The sequence below is a fragment of the Dietzia sp. IBK-p2-16D genome (assembly GCF_057773085.1).
Map to the genome: position 1 here is coordinate 540,447 of NZ_JBYMTL010000001.1, position 18,727 is coordinate 559,173.

The following is an 18,727-nucleotide window of genomic DNA, read 5'->3' on the forward strand; positions in this document are numbered from 1 at the left end:
GGCCAGCCGCCGGTGCCAGCCTGGACACGGCCTCGCCGTGGGTCGACCTAGGTGGCGTCGCTGTCCCATACGGGACCGGAGGAGGGCGTCGACGAGGTGGGGTCGTGGAACGGCTCGACGCCGCCCGGGAGCGGTGCGGTCGTCCGGCGACGGTCGGCGGACGGCGTCCCCGAGGCGGCCACCGACCCGCCGGCGGCGCCCGCGGCGCCCCCCGCCGGGGCCGCGGCCCCGAAGTCCCCGGAGAACAGGGAATCGTCCCCGTCGAGCAGGTGCTTGGTGACCATCGCGCGAGGGCTCAGTCCCCGCAGGTCGTTGAGCTGCTTGAGGGGCTCGCGGAACTCGTCGAACTCCGTGCCGTAGTCGTCCCTGAGCTGCTGCTGGGCACTGCTGGCGAACTCACGGACCTTGCGGATCGCCGACGCCAGCCACCGGGCGGCCTCGGGTAGGCGCTCGGGTCCCAGCACGACCAGCGCCACGACCCCGAGCACCAGGAGCTCGGACCACCCCACGTTTGTGAACATCGCTGCAAGGATACGTTGCCGGGCTCACCGCCGGGAGTCCGATCCGGTCGGGGCCACCCCCCGGGTCAGCCCAGCACCGGACGCACGGTGAGTTCGACCCGCGTGCCGGCACGGATGACCTCGACCGGGACGTCGACGTCCGCACCGGCACGACGAACGGCCACCACGAGCTCGTCCGAGGACCGCACCCTCCGGTCACCGACCCGGGTCACGACATCGCCCTCGCGGACGCCGCCCTCCTCGGCCGGCGACCCCTCGCGCACGTTGACGATCTCCGCGCCCTCCACCGCCCCGTTGTCGGCCTTGCGGGCGTTGACGCCGATGGTGGCATGCCGGACCGAGCCCTCGGTCATCAGTGACGTCGCGATGTCGCGGACGTCGTTGACGGGGATGGCGAATCCGAGACCGATGGAGCCACCGGACTGGGTGAATATGGAGGTGTTGATGCCGATCACCGCACCGGTTCCGTCGATCAGCGGTCCGCCGGAGTTGCCGGGGTTGATGGCGGCATCGGTCTGGATCGCGTCGATCACCACGTCCCCGTCGGAGGTGGACTCGCCGAGTGCGATCGGCCGCCTGGTCGCCGAGACGATGCCCTCGGTGACCGTTCGCGCGAGCCCGAGCGGCGAGCCGATTGCGATGACCTGCTCCCCCACCTCGACGTCGTCCGAGTCCCCCAGGGTCGCCACGGTGAGGTTCTGGACGTCCTCCACCTTGAGGACGGCGAGGTCGGTGGCGGGGTCCCGTCCGACCATCTCCGCCGAGACCCTCGAGCCGTCGGGGAAGATGACGTCGATGTCCGCGCGGTCGGCGGCCCCGTCCATCGTGACGACGTGGTTGTTCGTGACGATGTAGCCCTGCGGGTCGATGACGATCCCCGACCCCTCACCCCGGGCCGACGGGGTGGACACCTGGATGTTGACGACCGCCGGTTGGACCCGCTGGGCGATCTCGCCGACCGGGTTGTCGCCGTCCAGCACGTTCTCCGGGGCATCGGCGATCCGGACGGTGGAGGTGGTGAGGACCCGCGCGGAGTCGGCCACGACGGCGCCGATGGCACCGCCGGTCAGGGCGACGACGGCGACGGCCGCGACGACCCCGGCCAGGGCCTGTCTGCTCAGCCGACGATCGAACAGGGCCTCGGTCAGCGACAGCCTGGGAGGCGGGGCCTCGTCCGCGCCGGACAGGTCGACGGGCTCGGGATCCGGCGCGGCGCGGACCGCGGGCGCACCGTAGCCGACCGCGGCGTGGGGGTCACGCCAAGGATCCGGAGGGGGCGGCTGAGGCGCGTCCGGGTCGTCCTGCCAGGTCGGATGGCGCTCGATGCCCCGTGCAGCGCCCGGGGCGGGAGCGAAGGCCTGTGCCAGCACGGGGTCCGCGACCCGGTCGAGGGATTGCCCGTCGTCACCGGGGCCGGCGGTACGGGACCGATCGAACCCTCCCGTGACCCCGTCGGGTCGGGAGAACAGGGCGACGTCGTTCTCGTCCACGACCGGCCGCCGGATCGGAGCGGGCTCGCGCAGGGGACGGTCGGGGTCGCCCTCGCGCGCCGCGTGCCCGGGCACGCCTGTCTCGTCCTCCACCCGGCCCACCCTAGTGGCCGCGGTGCCACAACCGGCGCAGCAGCCTCACCCAGCCCTGCCCGGGGTGGGAATCCGCCAGCGGACCGGGTTCGGTCCCGGGCGAGGGCCGGGGCGAGTCCTCGAGGGACCGGAGCCGCTCGACCAGCTCCCGGGGCATCCGGATGGGGCCGGAGCTGCGCAGGGCACGGCGTGCCTCGCGCTGGTCCTCCACTTCCCGACGACAGTGCCCGCACCGTGCGAGGTGGGCGTCCGCGCGCGCCTGCCCGGCGTTCGGGAGCCGACCGTCGACGTAGGCCGCGGCGGCTTCGGTCGACAGGTGGTCGGTGGACAGGAAGCTCTCCCTGGGACGTGGTGGTCCGGTCCTGTCGACCACTTCCCGCGCCGAGTCGTGGGACAACGTGAACTCCGGGCCGGGTACGGGTCCGCGTCCGTGGAGGTGTCTGTCCACGCCCCTCCCCTTCTCCGGTCATCACGCGGGCTCGTCTCGAACCCCGTCACGGTGTCAACGTCCGACGCACCCACGAGGTTCCCACCCCTGCGGCCGGTCGCCGGGCGCCCCGCGTCCGGCACCGGTCGCCCGAGGGGTCAGTCGATGCGCTGATGCGCGCCGGTCACCCCGGCGGCCTCGAGCTCGGCCCGCAACGCGGCGCGGCCCCGGTGGATCCGGCTCCGGACGGTGCCCATCTTGACACCCAGGATCCGGCCGACCTCCTCGTAACTGAGGTCTTCGATATCGCTGAGCACGACGGCCGCGCGGAACTCCGGGGACAGGTTGGCGAGCGCGGTCTGCAGGACGGGGTCGAACGTCTCCTCCGACAGCACCTGCTCCGGACTGCGTTCGCGGCCGGGCACCCGCTCGGCGTCCTCGGGGAGGGCCTCGAAGCGGATGCGCCCGCGCCGACGCGCGGAGTCGAGGAAGAGGTTGGTGACGATGCGGTGCATCCAGCCCTCGAAGGTTCCCGGCTTGTAGCGGTCCAGGGAGCGGAACACCCTGATGAACGCCTCCTGCGTGATGTCCTCGGCGTCGTGGGCGTTCCCGCAGAGACGGTAGGCCAGGCGGTAGACGCGATCGCCGTGCTGCGCGACGAGCTGTGACCAGGACGGCATGTCCGCAGCGTCGCCGGTGGCGTCGAAACGCGCGGTCCCGACCGACTCGTCGCGGTTGTCCGGAGCGGTCGCCGTACCGTGCACGGTTCGTGAGTACATACGCTGCCGCCGCCTTCCGGCACGGGCCGGAGCCCGCGCGGTGGTGAGCCGCACCCTCGTGGCGCGACCTTCCCCACCTTCCCCCATCGGCCTGTCCTCACGGTATACGCGTACTGAGATACCCCTGAGAGTCTGATACCGATCAGATCACCGCGCGTTGGTCACCGTTCGCTCGCCGGACGGCGATACGCTGCTCAGGTGTCCGATTCCTCTGACGTCCCCGCCACCGATCGCCCCGGGCTCGACGGGGTGGCGCAGCGTAGCGCCGCCCTCGTCGACGACTCCCTGTACGCCTCCGCACGGGCCGAGGCCGACGAGCTGGGCGCCGCCTCGCCGGATGCCCTGACCGCGGATGCCATCCGCCTGGTCGCCCGGCTGACCGGCGCGCGCGCCGCCGTGTGCATCACCCCCGCGCCCGGGGTCCCCGCGCTGGCCATCCTCGCGGCGGCCGGGCCCGGTTCCGGAGCCGTGGTCACCTGCATCACCGACGATCCGCATCATCTCGACGCGGCGCGGTCGGCCGTCCGCGGCGCCGGGCATCCCGCCTCGTCGGCGCGCTACATCGCCGCCCGGCCGCTCGAGGTGGCGGACAAACTCGCCGACGGCGCCTACGACCTCGTGGTCGCGGACGTGCCCGCGCACTCGGTGCCGCGCGTGATCTCGCGATCCCACCAACTGCTGCGGGTCGGCGGCGCACTGGTCCTCATCGGTGAGCACGCCCCGCTGCCGGAGTCCGCGGATCTCCCGGAGAGCGCGCACGTCACGGTGCTGCCGGTGGGGGCCGGACTGACCGTGGTCACCCTCTGACCGGTCCGCGGTCGGGGATCACCCCGGCAGCGAGGTGGAGGTGTTCTTCGCGACGCTCACCACACCGCCCGCACTCACCGGGAACCGGCTGAGGTCGCGTTCGCGATCCACCCCGATCAGGTCGCCGTCGCCGATGTGGCAGTTCTTGTCGACGATCGCCCTGCGGACCACGGCTCCGCGTCCGATGCGTACGCCCGGCATGAGGACGCTGCCCTCGACGACCGCACCGTCCTCGACGATGACGTTGTTCGACAGCACCGAATTGCGGACGGTGGCGGCGGAGACGATCGTCCCCGAGCCGACCATCGACTCCTGCGACATGCCGCCGTTGACGAACTTCGCCGGCGGCAGGTTGTCCTGCTGGGTCCGGATGGGCCACAGGGAGTTGTAGAGGTTGAACACAGGGTGCACGGACACCAGGTCCATGTGGGCGTCGTAGAACGCGTCGATGGTGCCCACGTCACGCCAGTAACCGGCATCGCGCTCGGTCTCCCCCGGCACGTTGTTCAGGGCGAAGTCGTACACGTAGGCACGTTCCTGCTCCACGAGTGCCGGGATGATGTCGCCGCCCATGTCGTGGGTGGAGTCGGGCTTCTCCGCGTCCGCCTTGAGTGCCTCGATGAGCGCCTCGGTCGTGAAGATGTAGTTGCCCATGGAGGCGAAGGTCGCGTCCGGATCGTCCGGCGTCCCCGGGGGGTCCGAGGGCTTCTCGACCCAACCACGGATGAGGTCGTCATCCCCCGCGTCGATGCACCCGAACGCGAACGCCTCGCTACGCGGCACCCGGATCCCGGCGACGGTCACGGCGGCGCCGGTGGAGATGTGGTGGTCCAGCATCTGCCTGGGGTCCATCCGGTACACGTGGTCCGCGCCGAACACGACGATGTGGTCCGGCTTCTCGTCGTAGACCAGGTTGAGCGACTGCAGGATGGCGTCGGCCGACCCGGTGTACCAGCGGGGCCCGAGTCGTTGCTGGGCGGGCACCGGCGCGACGTACTCGCCGCCCATCCCCCGCATGTGCCAGACCTGCGCGATGTGGCGGTCGAGCGAGTGGGACTTGTACTGGGTGAGGACGCAGATCTGCATGAACCCCGCGTTGACGAGGTTGCTCAGGACGAAGTCGATGAGGCGGTAGGACCCCCCGAACGGCACCGCGGGTTTCGCGCGATCCGCCGTGAGCGGGAAGAGTCGCTTGCCCTCGCCACCGGCGAGGACGATTGCTAGGACGTGCGGCTGATTCCTCACGCCCCCACCGTATCGACTCCGCCCTCACCCGGACCGGTCATCGTGGGGTTTGCCCCCGCCCAGTACCGAACCGTAACCCCGCGGTCGGGCGGTGTTCGCCGGGCACGCCTCGGGCGGGGGCCCGAGGGACTACCTTGGCCGGTGTGCGAGTAGCGATGATGACGAGGGAGTACCCGCCGGAGGTCTACGGCGGGGCAGGCGTGCACGTGACCGAACTGGTGGCGAATCTGCGGCCACTGTGCGAGGTGGACGTGCTGTGCATGGGGGCGGACCGGGACACCGCCCGCGCCTTCCGGCCGGATCCCGAGTTGGGTGCGGACGCCAACCCCGCGATCAAGACCCTCTCGGCCGGGCTGCGCATGAGCGTCGCGGCCGAGGGCGCCGACCTCGTCCACTCCCACACCTGGTACACGGGCCTCGCCGGGCACCTCGCGGGGCAGCTCTACGGCATCCCGCACGTCGTGTCCGCTCACTCACTGGAACCCAGCCGGCCGTGGAAGGCCGAGCAGCTCGGCGGCGGATACCGCGTCTCGTCGTGGTCGGAACGCAACGCCTTCGCGGGCGCCGACGCGGTGGTCGCGGTGAGCGCCCGGATGAAGGACGAGATCCTGCGCGTCTACCCGGAGGTCGAACCGGACCGGATCCACGTCATCCTCAACGGCATCGACACCTCCGTGTGGTCACCCGTCGAAACCTTCACCGGCGAGGAGTCCGTCCTGCGCAGGCACGGCGTCGACCCCGACCGCCCGATCGTGGCGTTCGTCGGCCGGATCACCCGTCAGAAGGGGGTACCGCACCTCGTGCGTGCCGCGCGCGACTTCCACCCGGACGCGCAGCTGGTGCTCTGCGCGGGCGCGCCGGACACCCCCGAGATCGCCGCCGAGATGGAGGGGCTGGTCGCCGACCTGCAGTCCACCCGCGACGGGGTGTTCTGGTTGCGTGACATGCTTCCCCGCGAAGAGGTCATCGAGATCCTCTCCGCGGCGACGGTCTTCGCCTGCCCGTCGGTCTACGAGCCGCTGGGGATCGTCAACCTGGAGGCCATGGCGTGCGACACCGCCGTCGTGGCGTCTGATGTCGGTGGGATCCCGGAGGTCGTGGTCGACGGCGAGACGGGCACCCTCGTGCACTACGACGAATCCGCGACCGGGGCGTTCGAAGCCGACCTCGCCGCCGCGGTCAACGAGCTGGTGGCGGATCCGGACAAGGCCGCCCGGATGGGTCGGGCGGGCAAGGAGCGGGCCGGGACCCGGTTCTCGTGGCAGGCGATCGCGGAGCAGACCCACCGGATGTACGCCTCACTGCTGTAGCGATCCCCCGGCGGGTCGCAGACGGTAGGTCCGCACCTCGACGTGCAGCCGGACGGGCCGGTCCTGCGTCCCGAGACGGTCCACCAATCGCGCCCGGTCCAGGTGCACACCGCTCGGCCCCATGAGCGCCAGGTCGACCGCCACGGGCGCGGGGACCTCCGTGTCCACGTCGACGGTGTGCACCACACCCGGCTCGAAGTCACCGGACAGGTCGGCATCCAGACGCTCGCCCTTGTCGGCTGCCGGTGCGAGCATGCCCCCGGCGGAGCGCAGGGGCTCGAGGTGCCCCGGCCCCGGGACGGCGACGACCAACGTCCCTCCCGGCCTGAGGACCCGGGCGAACTCCGCGGTGTTGCGGGGGGCGAACACCACCTGCAGCAGATCGACGCAGTCGTCCACGACGGGGAGCCCGTCCCACGTGTCCGACACCAGGGCCGCCACGTCGTCGTGGACCCGGGCGAGCCGCCGCGCCGCCGCGGTCGAGATCTCCGTGCCGATCCCGAGCACCCCCGATCCGGGCCCGGTCCCGGCCACGGCGTCCACGACCGCGGCGAGGTAGAAACCGGTGCCGGCTCCGGCCTCGAGCACCACCGGACCGATGGGAGCGGTGGAAAGGTCGTGGGCCGCGCGCGCGACGGCCCCGCGCCCGAGTCCGTGCCGGGCGACGTCGCCGAGGGTCGCGGCGAGGGGGTCGAACAGCCCCGATCCGAGGACACGGTCGCGCGCCGCCACCTGGTCCGGACCGTCGCCGGGAAACCGGCGACCGCGGGGACCGAAGAGACTGAGGTGGCCCTGCCGGGCCCGGTCGAACGAGTGCCCCTCATCGCACACCATCGCGCGGTCGGCGGCGCGCATGGCCCGGCCACAGGCCGGGCACCGCAACAGCGGGACGGCCCGGTCGAGTGCCAGCGGGCCGCCCGGCACGGACCCCGTCGGTCCTCCGGTCACCGGCGTGGCCGGTCCGCGAGGTCGCGGAGCAGCGCCACCAGCGTGCGGGTCGCGAACCCGGTGGCCACGGGGCCGACCTCGTCGATCTCCTCGGGCGAGCGCGCCGGTCCGGCGATGTCGAGGTGCGCCCAGGGCCGCCCGTCGACGAAGCCCTCGAGGAACAGCGCGGCGGTGATCGCCCCCGGGCCCTTGGGCGCCTGGCGCCGGTCGGCGACGTCGGACCGGACCGCCGACCGCAGGTCGGCGGGGAGCGGCAGCCGCCACCAGCGCTCCCCCGCCACGGCCCCCGCCGCGGCGACACGGTCGGCCAGGTCGTCGTCGTTCGCCATCACCGCACCTGTGCGCATCCCCAGCGCCACCTTCATCGCCCCGGTGAGGGTGGCCACGTCCACCACGACCTCCGGATCGCATTCCGCGACGCCGTGGGCGAGCGCGTCCGCGAGGACCATCCGTCCCTCCGCGTCGGTGTTGGTGACCTCCGAGGTGGTGCCACCCACGTGGGTGACGACGTCACCCGGCCGGTAGGCGGAACCGGACAGCATGTTCTCGGCCGACGGCACCACCACGGTCAGATCGAGTTCCGCGTACCGGGGCGAGGCGTCAGCGCAGAACGCCGCGGCCGCCGCCACGACCGCCGCCGACCCCGCCATGTCCGTACGCATGAGATGCATCCCGTCGGCGGGCTTGACCGAGATCCCCCCGGTGTCGAAGGTGACGCCCTTGCCCACCAGCAGCACCCGCGGGCCGGAACCGGGTCGGCGGGCCACGAGGACGTGCGGTTCGGCCGCGGAGCCCCCGCCCACCGCGAGCACGCCACCGAACCCGCCGGAGACGAGCCCGTCCCCCTCGATGACCTCGGTGCGCATCCCCGCCGCGCCCAGTGCCTCGGCCATCCGGGCCACCAGCCACCCCGGCGTCTTCAGATCCGAGGGGGCCCCGGCGAGATCGCGGGCCATCGCGGTGGCCCGGGCGGCCTCCTCGGCCGCTGCCACCGCACGGGAGACGATCCCCTTGTCGTCGTCGTCGTTGTCGTTGCCGTCTCCCGACCCGGGTGCGACCTCCACGACAAGGTCGGGGACGACCGGAGCGGGGTCCGCGGCGAAGACATCCTGGCCCCGCGCGCCCACCAGGTACCCCAGGACCAGGTCACCCACCCGGGCGGCCGGCACCGCACCGGGCACGGCGACGGTCGCCGGACCGCTCGCCCGCGTGTCGCGCAGGTGCCGGGCCACCGCGGCACCCGCCCGCCGGTAGCCCAGTCCGTGGTCCACCGCCCCCGCCCATCCGGAACGCGGGGCGGAATCCTCCAGTTCGACCTCGATCACCGGCCGCCCGTCGAGCACACGGACCCGCGCCTCGACGGCGAGCCCACGCGGCGTGCGCCCGGGCTCGGGGGCCCGGGTGCGAACGGGTAGGGCGCCATCGGGTGCGGGACCGGAGATGACACGGACCGAGGGCAGGGGACGACCGGGGACGGCGGACATCGGGGAGGACCTTCCGGGATATGAGTCGGCGCACCCGCCACGAGGGTCGGATGCGCCGGCATCGGTGGGGCGAAGAGATCAGGAGATGGCCTGCGACAGCTCCTCGCTGAGCGACCTCGCCTCGTCGGGGGTCAGCTCGACGACCAGGCGTCCGCCACCCTCCAGAGGGACGCGCATGACGATCCCACGGCCTTCCTTGGCCGCCTCCATCGGTCCGTCACCGGTCCTGGGCTTCATAGCCGCCATCGAGTCGTTTCCCTTCGTCCTTGTCCGTGGGGCGGCGCTCTGTACGGGCGCACGTCCCCGCGATCGGTACTACTGAGTGGATGGTCTCGATTCTAGCGCGTCCGGCCGCGTCCGGACGGCGTAGCGGGACGACCGTCCATCCCCGTCCGCGAGGCGCCCTCCCCGGTGCCGTCGCCCGGGGCGGGATCCTTTCCCGACAGCGAGCGCAACCGGTCGATCTCGGCTGCGGCCTGCTCGAGCGCCCAGTCGACCTCGGCCATGGTGTATCCGCGGGCGGACATGCCGAAACGCACCGCGCGCAGGTCCCCGCCGGACAGCGGGCCCTCCGGGAGACGGGTGACCGTGTGACCCCGGGCCACGGGGGGCAGCACCTCGGAACGGCCGAACACGACGAGTGACAGGGCGAACAGTCCCGCCGCCACGATCAGGGTGACGACCACGTAGACGACGATGGTGAGCATGCGTGCGCTCCCCTCCTGTAGTGACGACCTGCGGGACAAGTCTGGCACACGGGTCGCCCACCACGGGGCCGCGCCTCAGGCCAGGCCGCGCACGGTCCGAGCAGGTCGGCGGGTCCCCACGATGGACGCCACCATCTCGAGGGCGCGCATGGTCCCCGGGACGTCGTGGGTGCGGAACACCCGCGCACCCAGGTAGGCGGCGACCGACGTCGCGGCGAGGGTGCCCTCCGCGCGGTCGTCCACGCCGGTGTCCAGCGTCTCGCCGATGAAGTCCTTGTTGCTCAGGGCCATGAGGACGGGGTGCCCGAGCGCGACGATCTCGTCCATCCGGCGCAGCAGTTCGAGGCCGTGGAAGGTGTTCTTGCCGAAATCGTGGGTGGGGTCGACGAGGATGCCGTCCGCCGGGACGCCCGCCGCGAGGGCCCGATCCGCGGCGGCGGTGAGTTCCCCGACGACGTCGCGGACGACGTCGGCGTACCCCACGCGGAACGGCCGCGTCCGCGGCACCGCGCCGCCCGTGTGGGAACACACGAACCCGGCGCCCGCCTCACCGGCGGCGGAGAGGACGCCGGGATCGTGGCCCGCCCAGGTGTCGTTGACCAGATCCGCCCCGGCCGCCAACGCGCGGCGGGCGACCCCGCCGCGCCAGGTGTCGACCGAGATGAGGACGTGCGGGTGGCGGTCGCGGACCGCCGCCACGAACGGCACCACCCTGCGGATCTCCTCCTCCGCGTCGACGAGGTCGCCCGGCCCGGCCTTGACGCCACCGATGTCGAGGATGTCCGCCCCGGCCGCCACCACCTCGTCCACCCTGTGCATCGCCGCGGTGTCGGTGAACGTGGCCCCGCGGTCGTAGAAGGAGTCCGGTGTGCGGTTGACGATCGCCATCACCAGGGGTCGGTCGACCGGGACCGGGCGGCCGCACAGCGTGGGCGCCGGCGCGGCACCGGCACCGGCACCGGCACCGGCAGGGTTCACCGTCGTCCTCCGCAGGCGTCGAGGGCGGCATCGAGGTCGTCGCACACCACCAGGCTGGCGAACGCCTCGGGCTTGACCAGTCCCTGCTCCGCGAGACCGCCCACCCAGTCGAGCAGCGGCCGGTAGAAACCGATGGGGTCGTAGAGCACCACCGGCTTGTGGTGGAAGCCCAGGGAGGCGGACGTCCACATCTCGAACATCTCCTCCATGGTCCCGATCCCGCCGGGCAGGGTGAGGAACGCGTCGGAGCGCTCCTCCATCTCCCGCTTGCGTTCACGCATGGTGGTGACGACGACGAGGTCGTCGGCCGCGGTGTCGGCGACCTCCCGCACCCGCAGGCCCTCGGGGATCACACCGACGGTGCGGGCGCCTCCCGCGCGCGCCGCCTCGGCGAGTGCACCCATCATCGAGACGTTGCCGCCCCCCGACACGAGCGACCACCCGCGCCGGGCGATGGCATCCCCCGTCTCGGTGGCGATGGCCAGCAACTCCGGGTCATAGGTGGACGAGGCGCAGTACACGCAGACCCGCCGACCGGGGACCGGGGCCGTCACCGCTCCACCCCGCGGTGCTCCTCGCCGTACAGGTCTTCCCGCTCCTCCGAGGACAACGCGGCCCGGTGGTGCGCCTCGCGGATGTACTCCACCGCCTCCGTCACGGAGTCGGTCAGCAGGAACAGATCCGGATCGGACGCCGAGATCATCCCCTGCTCGGCCAACGTGCCGCGGATCCAGTCCGTCAGCGGAGCCCAGAACTCCACGCCGAGCAGGACGATCGGGAACCGGGTGATCTTGTCCGTCTGCACGAGCGTGATGGCCTCGAAGAACTCGTCGAGAGTTCCGAAGCCGCCCGGCGTACAGACGAAGGCCTGCGTGTACTTCACGAACATCGTCTTGCGGATGAAGAAGTAGCGAAAGTGCAGCCCCAGGTCGACCCACCGGTTCAGCCCCTGCTCCTGCGGCAGCTCGATGCCGAGGCCGACAGACTGGCCGTCGGCCTCCCACGCGCCCTTGTTGGCGGCCTCCATCTGCCCGGGACCGCCCCCGGTGACCACCGCGTATCCGGCCTCGACGAGCGCCCGGCCGAGCTCGACGGCCTGCTCGTACGCGGGATCCCCGGGCCGGGTGCGCGCCGATCCGAACACGCTCACCGCGTCCGACAGCTCCGCCAGGGCACCGAAGCCGTTGACGAACTCGCTCTGGATGCGCAGCACCCGCCACGGGTCGGTGTGCAGCCAGTCGGTGTCCTGGTTCTTGTCCAGTAGTCGTTGATCGGTGGTGGTGTGCCCGCCACCCTTCTCACGACGGACGAGGACGGGGCCTCGCATGTGGACGGGGTCGCTGGGGGCCATGGGCCGGGGGTCTCCTTCTGTGCAGTGGTGATGGGGCTGAGCAGTGGCGAAGGCCGGGGACGCGGTCGATCCCCGGTCCGTCTCAGCCCCGCGTGGTGAGGTAGGTGCGCAGGACGCGGGCGACCTCGGTGATCTGTGCCGCCGGGCAGTGCTCGTCGCGCTTGTGCGCCATCCCGGGGTCACCGGGCCCGAGATTGACCGCGGGGATGCCGAGGGCGGCGAAACGGGACACATCGGTCCACCCGTACTTGGCACGGACCCTCCCGCCGGCCGCACGGACGAGATCCGCCGTGGCCGGGGCGGCGAGGCCGGGCAGTGCCCCCGGTGAGAGGTCCGTGAGCTCCCAGTACAGCCCGGGCTCGGCGGGCGGGGTCTCCCCTTCCGCCACCCGCGGGAGGTCGGTCAGTCCCAGGGCGTCGAGCGCGTGCGCGAGTGCGGCGTCGGTGTCGCGATCCGGTGCCGAGCGGAAGTTCACGTCGAGCCACGCCTCGTCCGGGACGGTGTTGCCGGCGACCCCCGCCGCCATCCGTACCGCCTGCAGTCCCTCGCGGTAGACGCACCCGTCGATGTCCACCGATCGGGCCTCGTAGGCGCCGAGAGCACCGAGAACCGGTGCGAGCCGGTGCACGGCGTTGTCGCCCAGCCAGCTCCGTGCCGAGTGCGCCCGCACACCGCGGGCGTGGACCCGGATCCGGAGGGTCCCCTGGCACCCGGCCTCGATGAGCCCGCCGGTCGGCTCTCCGAGGATCGCCACGTCACCCGTCAGCCAGTCGCGATGCGTGCGTTCGAGGACGCCCAGACCGTTGGCCGTGGCCTCGATCTCCTCGCAGTCGTAGAGCACCAGCGTGAGGTCGTGCGCCAGGTCCTCCGAGTCCGCCAGGGCCGCGAACAGGTGGAGGAAGACCGCGTCCCCGGACTTCATGTCCACGGTCCCGCATCCGTGCAGGACCAGGTCCTCCCCGTCGCCGGTGACCCGGCACGGGACGTTGTCGGCGAGGGGGACGGTGTCGAGGTGCCCGGCCAGGACGACCCTGGTCGGTAGCCCCCGGGTGGTCCGGGCGAGAACCCGGTTGCCGTCCCGGATCACCTCCGTCCGGCCCGCGGCCGGCCCGGTGAAGCCCGCGACGGTCGCTTCGAGGGCCTTCTGCACGGCGGCGGCGATCGCGTCCTCCTCGCGGGAGGGGCTGGGGATGTCCACCAGTGCGCGGGTGAGGTGGACCGGGTCTGCGGTCAGATCGAGGGCGGCTGTCACGGCCCCCACCCTAGTTGCCCGCGACCCGTGCTCGTCGGGGCCGACCGCTAGCATCGGGGCCATGAGTGCACATGGAGCCGTGGCCACCGGAATCGCCACCCTGACGTCCGACCACACCGTTCTCGACGTGTGGTACCCCGAGCCGGCGCTGGGCGCCGCGCCCTCCAGCGGCCACCGGGTCCTGTCCGGCGACGAGGTCCCCGCAGAGCTGTCGCCACTGACCGGCCCCGACGCCGACCGCGGGGTCGAGAGGGTGGCCGTGCGGGTCGAGATCGAGGACCTCACCGCGCCGCCGGCCGACGCGTACGACGCCTACCTGCGTCTCCACCTCATCAGCCATCGCCTCATCAAACCGCACTACGCGAACATGGACGGCCTGTTCGGCAAGCTGAGCAACGTCGTGTGGACCAACTTCGGACCGTGCGCCGTCCAGGGGTTCGAGTTGGTGCGTGCCAAGCTGCGCGCCCGCGGCCCGGTCACGGTGTACGGCGTGGACAAGTTCCCGCGCATGGTGGATTACGTGGTCCCGTCGGGCGTGCGCATCGCCGACGCCGACCGCGTCCGCCTGGGTGCCCACCTCGCCGAGGGCACCACGGTGATGCACGAGGGGTTCGTCAACTTCAACGCCGGCACGCTGGGCGCGTCGATGGTCGAGGGCCGCATCTCGGCGGGCGTCGTGGTCGGTACCGACTCCGATGTCGGCGGCGGCGCCTCGATCATGGGCACGCTCTCCGGAGGCGGCAAGGAGACCATCTCGATCGGTGAGCGTTGCCTGCTCGGTGCGAACTCGGGCGTGGGGATCTCCCTCGGCGACGACTGCGTGGTCGAGGCCGGACTGTACGTCACCGCCGGCACCAAGGTCGACGTCCGCGCGGGCGCGTGGGCCGAGCGGGAACCGGTCAAGGCCGGGCAGCTCTCGGGCATGGACAACCTGCTGTTCCGCCGCAACTCCCTGACCGGTGCCGTCGAGGCGGTGCCGTGGAAGCGCGAGGGCGTCGAGCTCAACGCCGACCTGCACGCCAACGACTGACCCCGACGCTCGCCGGCGGCGTCGACCTCCAACGACAAGGACGTTCCGCACACATCGCCCGAGAGGCGGGTGCGCGGAACGTCCTTTTCGATGGGGAGGCCGGGCGACGCGGGAGGCCCGGGCGACGCGGGAGGCCGCGCCACCCGGGAGACCGGGCGACGCGGGAGGCCCGGTCAGCCCAGTCTGCGCACGGCCTCGTCCACCGTGGCGTCGGTGGCGGTGAGCGCGATGCGGACGTGCCGCGCCCCGGCGGGTCCGTAGAACTCGCCCGGCGCGACCAGCACCCCGCGTTCGGCGAACCAGTCCACGGTGTCGCGGCACGGCTCCTCGCGGGTGGCCCACAGGTACAACCCGGCTTCGGAGTGGTCGATCCGGAATCCGGCCGCCTCGACCGCCGGCAGCAGGCGTTCACGGCGGGCCCGGTACCGCTCGCGCTGTTCGGCCTCGTGGGCGTCGTCGCCCAGCGCAGCCGTCATCGCCGACTGGACGGGCAGAGCCATCATCATCCCGGCATGCTTGCGCACCGCGAGCAGTTCGGCGATCAGGGCGGGGTCGCCCGCGACGAACCCGGCGCGGTACGACGCGAGGTTGGAGGTCTTGGACAGCGAGTGCAGTGCGAGGAGGCCGGTGTGGTCGCCGTCGGAGACGCGGGGATCCAGGATCGAGGGCGCCTCGCCCTCCCACACCAGACCGAGGTAGCACTCGTCGGAGGCGACGATCACGCCGCGATCGCGTGCCCAGACGACCACCTTGCGCAGGTGGTCCACCCCGAGCACCTTGCCGCTCGGGTTCGACGGCGAGTTGAGATACAGCAGGGTCGGCGAGGACGGGCCGAGCTGGGTGAGCGAATCGGCCCGGACCACGGTGGCGCCCGCCAGCAGTGCCCCGACCTCGTAGGTCGGGTAGGCGACCTCGGGCACGACGACCGTGTGGCCCGGCCCCAGCCCCAGCTGGGCCGGCAGGCCCGCGATGAGTTCCTTGGTCCCGATCGCCGGCAGGACGGCGTCGGGCGTCAGACCCGTGACGCCGTATCGGCGCTCGAGCGCGTCGACCGCGGCCCGCCGAAGGGCGGGGGTGCCGACGGTCGTGGGGTATCCGGGCCGGTCCGAATCGGCGGCGAGCGCCTCGCGGATCACCGGGGCGACCGGGTCCACGGGCGTGCCGACGGTGAGGTCCACCAGACCGTCCGGGTGGGCCGAGGCGCGTGATCGCGCGCCTGACAGGGTGTCCCAGGGGAACACCGGGAGCGCGCGCCCGGGCGGTCGACGCTCCGGGCGCGACACCACCGGGGTCACTCCTGGTTCATGGGCGGGAGCGCCTTGACCATCGGGTGGTCGTAATCGACCTTGCCGACCTTGGCCGCGCCACCCGGCGATCCGAGCTCGACGAAGAAGTCCGCGTTGGCGGCGTTGTACTCGGTCCACTCGTCCGGGACGTCGTCCTCGTAGAAGATGGCCTCCACGGGACAGACCGGCTCACACGCTCCACAGTCGACACACTCGTCGGGGTGGATGTACAACATCCGTCCACCCTCGTAGATGCAGTCGACAGGACACTCCTCGACGCAGGACTTGTCCATCACGTCGACGCACGGCTCTGCGATCGTGTAGGTCACGTCAGCCACCTTCCTCGTAGCGGTATGACCTGCATCGTATGTCACAGGCCACGCGGATGCGGAAGCCGCCCCGCGCGCGGGCGGACCTATGTGACGACGGTCACCCCGATGGGCTGGTGGGCGGGTCCGTAGACGGTGTCCCGACGACGGACCGGGCGCCCGATGCCGGTGGCGATCTCCTCGATCTCCTCCGGGGTCTTGGCGGAGCCGTTCTCGGCACCGGCCATCCGAGAGATGGTCTCCTCCATCAGGGTCCCGCCCAGGTCGTCCGCGCCGGACCGCAGCATGGTGCGCGTCCCCGCGACCCCGAGCTTGACCCAGCTCGTCTGGACGTGGTCGATCGCCCCGTGCAGCATGATCCGCGCCAGGGCGTGGACCGCGACGTTGTCCTCCCGGGTCGGTCCGGGCCGCGAGGCGCCGGCCAGGTACAGCGGCGCGCTGCGGTGCACGAAGGGCAGTGGGACGAACTCCGTGAACCCTCCGGTGCGCTCCTGGATGCCGCGCAGGGTCCGCAGATGGGCCACCCAGTGGCGGGGGGTGTCGACGTGGCCGTACATCATCGTCGAACTCGACCGCAGCCCCACCTCGTGTGCGGTGGTGACGATGTCGATCCACTCGGCGGCCGGCAGTTTGCCCTTGGTCAGCACCCACCGGACCTCGTCGTCGAGGATCTCCGCCGCCGTGCCCGGGATGGTGTCCAGCCCCGCGGCGCGGAGCTCGGTGAGCCACTCCCGAACCCCCACGCCGGATCGGGAGGCACCGTTGGAGATCTCCATGGGACTGAAGGCGTGGACGTGCATGGACGGCACCCGCGCCTTGACCGCGCGGACGAGGTCGGCGTACCCGGACACCGGCAGGTCGGGGTCGATACCGCCCTGCATGCACACCTCGGACGCGCCGGATACGTATGCCTCGTACGCGCGGTCGGCGACCTCGGCGGCGGACAACGAGAACGCGTCGGCGTCACCCTTGCGCTGGGCGAAGGCGCAGAAGCGGCAGCCGGTGTAACAGATGTTGGAGAAGTTGATGTTGCGGTTGACCACATAGGTCACCGTCTCCCCCACCACGTCCGCGCGGATCCGGTCTGCGAGCCCCGCCACGGCGGCCAGACCGTCCCCGGTGGCGGTCGCCAGGGCGAGGTACTGCTCGTCGGTGAGCCCGGCGGGGTCGTTCTCCGCCGCCCGGAGCGCCGCCACGACCTCGGAGTCCGCCCGCTCGGGGGTCAGCGCTGCCGCGCCCAGCTCCGCCGCGCGGGCCCGGATGACGTCCCAGTTGCCGAAGGCCTCGCCGATGTCCGACCGGGTGTCCGTATTGCGGCCCTCGGAGTCGATCGCCGTGTGCAGATCGGTCCGTCCGCTCGAGTCCCAGTCGTCGTCGGGCTCCTGCCAGGGCCGTCCCTGCGGCTGCACCACCTCGTCGTCGTCCCCCACCACGGCGAGCCCGCTCGACGGGTCCGCCAGCGCACGGACGTGGCCCGCCACCCGTGGGTCGATCCACGCGTCTCCCGCACCGACGTACCGGGGGTGCGCGGTGAGTCGTTCGGTCAGCGTCCACCCGCGCGCGGCCAGGTCGGCGGTGAGCTCGTCGAGGTGCGGCCACGGGCGCTCGGGGTTGACGTGGTCCGGGGTGAGCGGCGAGATGCCACCCAGGTCGTCCACACCGGCGTCGATCAGGGCCAGCACGTCGTCGCGGTCGACGAGGTTGGGCGGGGCCTGCACCGCGACGCGCGGGTCGAGCACCAGTCGGGCGACGGCGATCGCGGCGAGGAACTCGTCGGTGTCCGCGTCGTCCGCGGCGCGCATCGCGGTGTCCGGCTTGGCGCGGAAGTTCTGGACGATCACCTCCTGCAGGTGGCCGAACTCGCGGGCGAGCCCGGCCAGCGCGAGCAGGCTCTCGGCGCGCTCGGTGCGGTTCTCGCCGATCCCCACGAGGATCCCGGTGGTGAACGGCACGGCGAGGCGGCCCGCGTCGGTGAGGGTGCGCAACCGGACCGCCGGGTCCTTGTCCGGGCTGCCGTGGTGGCACTGGCCCGGGGTGGTGAACAACCGGGTCGCGGTGGTCTCCAGCATCATGCCCATCGACGGGGCGACCGGCTTGAGGGTGGACAGTTCGGACCAACTCATCACGCCCGGGTTGAGGTGCGGCAGCAGCCCGGTCTCCTCGAGCACCCGGATGGCCATGGCGCGCACGTAGTCCAGCGTCGAGGAGAAGCCGCGGGACTCGAGCCACTCCCGGGCCTCGGGCCACCGGTCCTCCGGCCGGTCCCCGAGGGTGAACAGGGCCTCCTTGCACCCGGCCTGCGCACCGCGGCGGCACAGGTCGATGACCTCGTCGGGGTCGAGGAACATGCCCTCGCCCGCCGCGCGGAGCCTGCCCGGCACGGTGACGAACGTGCAGTAGTGGCAGCGGTCCCGGCACAGGCGGGTGAGCGGGACGAACACCTTGCGGGAGTACGTCACCACCCCGGGGCGCCCCTCGTCCACCAGCCGTGCGTCCCGGCGGGCCGCGGCGAGGGAGGTCAGCCGCGCCAGGTCCTCGCCCCGCGTGGCGAGCAGCACGGCGGCCTCGGTGACGTCCAGGGTGAGCCCGTCGGAGGCCCGGCGCAGGGCGCGCCGCATGGCCGACGCCGTGGGCTGGGGATCGGCGGGGGTCGGTACGTGATCCATGCCCGTGATGATGCCCCACCTCGG

19 protein-coding genes are annotated in these 18,727 nt (G+C 72.4%); 3 read left to right on the top strand and 16 right to left on the bottom strand.

From position 1 onward, the window contains the following. Nucleotides 1-47 precede the first annotated feature (47 nt). The 4 genes from tatB to sigE form a co-directional block, all read right to left on the bottom strand. On the bottom strand, nucleotides 48-521 hold the full coding sequence (gene tatB / locus AC3DE3_RS02570; RefSeq protein ID WP_260487846.1) for a Sec-independent protein translocase protein TatB: 474 nt from the start codon (nucleotides 519-521) through the stop codon (nucleotides 48-50). 65 nt (nucleotides 522-586) lie between these two features. Continuing rightward, entirely contained in the window at nucleotides 587-2,104 is a 1,518-nt protein-coding gene (locus AC3DE3_RS02575) for a S1C family serine protease (protein WP_260487847.1), read from the bottom strand. Between the two features lie 10 nt (nucleotides 2,105-2,114). Next, nucleotides 2,115-2,552 carry an anti-sigma factor family protein gene (locus tag AC3DE3_RS02580; RefSeq protein WP_260487848.1) on the bottom strand — a complete coding sequence of 146 codons (438 nt, stop codon included), beginning with the start codon at nucleotides 2,550-2,552 and terminating at the stop codon, nucleotides 2,115-2,117. Between the two features lie 137 nt (nucleotides 2,553-2,689). Continuing rightward, a complete protein-coding gene (gene sigE, locus AC3DE3_RS02585) occupies nucleotides 2,690-3,310 on the bottom strand; it encodes an RNA polymerase sigma factor SigE (protein WP_260487849.1) in 621 nt (206 codons plus the stop codon). Between the two features lie 198 nt (nucleotides 3,311-3,508). Between sigE and AC3DE3_RS02590 the strand changes: the two genes are divergently transcribed. Beyond that, entirely contained in the window at nucleotides 3,509-4,117 is a 609-nt protein-coding gene (locus AC3DE3_RS02590) for an O-methyltransferase (protein WP_488368847.1), read from the top strand. A gap of 18 nt (nucleotides 4,118-4,135) precedes the next feature. Here AC3DE3_RS02590 and glgC read toward each other — a convergent pair whose 3' ends face one another. Next, nucleotides 4,136-5,362, bottom strand: coding sequence for a glucose-1-phosphate adenylyltransferase (glgC, locus tag AC3DE3_RS02595; protein WP_488368848.1), 1,227 nt, complete (start codon nucleotides 5,360-5,362; stop codon nucleotides 4,136-4,138). Nucleotides 5,363-5,505: 143 nt separating this feature from the next. Here glgC and glgA point away from each other — a divergent pair, with 143 nt between their 5' ends. Continuing rightward, nucleotides 5,506-6,672 carry a glycogen synthase gene (gene glgA, locus AC3DE3_RS02600; protein ID WP_488368849.1) on the top strand — a complete coding sequence of 389 codons (1,167 nt, stop codon included), beginning with the start codon at nucleotides 5,506-5,508 and terminating at the stop codon, nucleotides 6,670-6,672. On the opposite strand, the gene AC3DE3_RS02605 is transcribed toward glgA, so the two are convergent. The 8 genes from AC3DE3_RS02605 to dapE all read right to left on the bottom strand — a co-directional run bounded on the left by AC3DE3_RS02605 (nucleotide 6,661) and on the right by dapE (nucleotide 13,401). After that, nucleotides 6,661-7,620, bottom strand: a complete 960-nt coding sequence (locus tag AC3DE3_RS02605; RefSeq protein WP_488368850.1) for a putative RNA methyltransferase — start codon at nucleotides 7,618-7,620, stop codon at nucleotides 6,661-6,663. The two genes, glgA and AC3DE3_RS02605, sit on opposite strands and share 12 nt — an antisense overlap. After that, nucleotides 7,617-9,104 carry a leucyl aminopeptidase family protein gene (locus AC3DE3_RS02610; RefSeq protein ID WP_488368851.1) on the bottom strand — a complete coding sequence of 496 codons (1,488 nt, stop codon included), beginning with the start codon at nucleotides 9,102-9,104 and terminating at the stop codon, nucleotides 7,617-7,619. Before AC3DE3_RS02610 ends, AC3DE3_RS02605 begins: the two co-directional genes overlap by 4 nt. Before the next feature lie 78 nt (nucleotides 9,105-9,182). Then, nucleotides 9,183-9,350 carry a DUF3117 domain-containing protein gene (locus AC3DE3_RS02615; protein WP_260487855.1) on the bottom strand — a complete coding sequence of 56 codons (168 nt, stop codon included), beginning with the start codon at nucleotides 9,348-9,350 and terminating at the stop codon, nucleotides 9,183-9,185. A gap of 92 nt (nucleotides 9,351-9,442) precedes the next feature. Beyond that, nucleotides 9,443-9,811, bottom strand: a complete 369-nt coding sequence (locus AC3DE3_RS02620; protein ID WP_488368852.1) for a DivIVA domain-containing protein — start codon at nucleotides 9,809-9,811, stop codon at nucleotides 9,443-9,445. Nucleotides 9,812-9,886: 75 nt separating this feature from the next. Continuing rightward, nucleotides 9,887-10,699, bottom strand: coding sequence for a dihydropteroate synthase (folP, locus tag AC3DE3_RS02625; RefSeq protein WP_488369091.1), 813 nt, complete (start codon nucleotides 10,697-10,699; stop codon nucleotides 9,887-9,889). A gap of 86 nt (nucleotides 10,700-10,785) precedes the next feature. Continuing rightward, complete coding sequence (locus AC3DE3_RS02630; RefSeq protein ID WP_488368853.1) at nucleotides 10,786-11,343, bottom strand: LOG family protein; 558 nt, start codon at nucleotides 11,341-11,343, stop codon at nucleotides 10,786-10,788. Continuing rightward, nucleotides 11,340-12,140, bottom strand: coding sequence for an LOG family protein (locus AC3DE3_RS02635; RefSeq protein WP_488368854.1), 801 nt, complete (start codon nucleotides 12,138-12,140; stop codon nucleotides 11,340-11,342). Before AC3DE3_RS02635 ends, AC3DE3_RS02630 begins: the two co-directional genes overlap by 4 nt. An 82-nt stretch (nucleotides 12,141-12,222) precedes the next feature. Continuing rightward, on the bottom strand, nucleotides 12,223-13,401 hold the full coding sequence (gene dapE / locus AC3DE3_RS02640; RefSeq protein ID WP_488369092.1) for a succinyl-diaminopimelate desuccinylase: 1,179 nt from the start codon (nucleotides 13,399-13,401) through the stop codon (nucleotides 12,223-12,225). A 52-nt stretch (nucleotides 13,402-13,453) separates the two neighbouring features. On the opposite strand from dapE, the gene dapD reads away from it, so the two are divergent. Further along, nucleotides 13,454-14,422 (top strand): 2,3,4,5-tetrahydropyridine-2,6-dicarboxylate N-succinyltransferase, encoded by a 969-nt coding sequence (dapD, locus tag AC3DE3_RS02645; protein ID WP_260487860.1) that lies wholly within the window; start codon nucleotides 13,454-13,456, stop codon nucleotides 14,420-14,422. Between the two features lie 173 nt (nucleotides 14,423-14,595). On the opposite strand, the gene dapC is transcribed toward dapD, so the two are convergent. The 3 genes from dapC to AC3DE3_RS02660 form a co-directional block, all read right to left on the bottom strand. Further along, complete coding sequence (gene dapC / locus AC3DE3_RS02650) at nucleotides 14,596-15,708, bottom strand: succinyldiaminopimelate transaminase (protein ID WP_488368855.1); 1,113 nt, start codon at nucleotides 15,706-15,708, stop codon at nucleotides 14,596-14,598. 5 nt (nucleotides 15,709-15,713) lie between these two features. Continuing rightward, on the bottom strand, nucleotides 15,714-16,037 hold the full coding sequence (gene fdxA / locus AC3DE3_RS02655; protein ID WP_067718452.1) for a ferredoxin: 324 nt from the start codon (nucleotides 16,035-16,037) through the stop codon (nucleotides 15,714-15,716). 86 nt (nucleotides 16,038-16,123) lie between these two features. Beyond that, complete coding sequence (locus AC3DE3_RS02660; protein ID WP_488368856.1) at nucleotides 16,124-18,703, bottom strand: bifunctional FO biosynthesis protein CofGH; 2,580 nt, start codon at nucleotides 18,701-18,703, stop codon at nucleotides 16,124-16,126. Nucleotides 18,704-18,727 lie beyond the last annotated feature (24 nt).

Excerpts from the sequence above, each read along its gene's own strand:
- tatB (WP_260487846.1), bottom strand. The coding sequence starts at position 521 with ATGTTCACAAACGTGGGGTGGTCCGAGCTCCTGGTGCTCGGGGTCGTG.
- sigE (WP_260487849.1), bottom strand. The coding sequence starts at position 3,310 with ATGTACTCACGAACCGTGCACGGTACGGCGACCGCTCCGGACAACCGC.
- AC3DE3_RS02610 (WP_488368851.1), bottom strand. The coding sequence starts at position 9,104 with ATGTCCGCCGTCCCCGGTCGTCCCCTGCCCTCGGTCCGTGTCATCTCC.
- AC3DE3_RS02615 (WP_260487855.1), bottom strand. The coding sequence starts at position 9,350 with ATGGCGGCTATGAAGCCCAGGACCGGTGACGGACCGATGGAGGCGGCC.
- AC3DE3_RS02620 (WP_488368852.1), bottom strand. The coding sequence starts at position 9,811 with ATGCTCACCATCGTCGTCTACGTGGTCGTCACCCTGATCGTGGCGGCG.
- folP (WP_488369091.1), bottom strand. The coding sequence starts at position 10,699 with ATGGCGATCGTCAACCGCACACCGGACTCCTTCTACGACCGCGGGGCC.
- AC3DE3_RS02635 (WP_488368854.1), bottom strand. The coding sequence starts at position 12,140 with ATGGCCCCCAGCGACCCCGTCCACATGCGAGGCCCCGTCCTCGTCCGT.
- dapD (WP_260487860.1), top strand. The coding sequence starts at position 13,454 with ATGAGTGCACATGGAGCCGTGGCCACCGGAATCGCCACCCTGACGTCC.
- AC3DE3_RS02660 (WP_488368856.1), bottom strand. The coding sequence starts at position 18,703 with ATGGATCACGTACCGACCCCCGCCGATCCCCAGCCCACGGCGTCGGCC.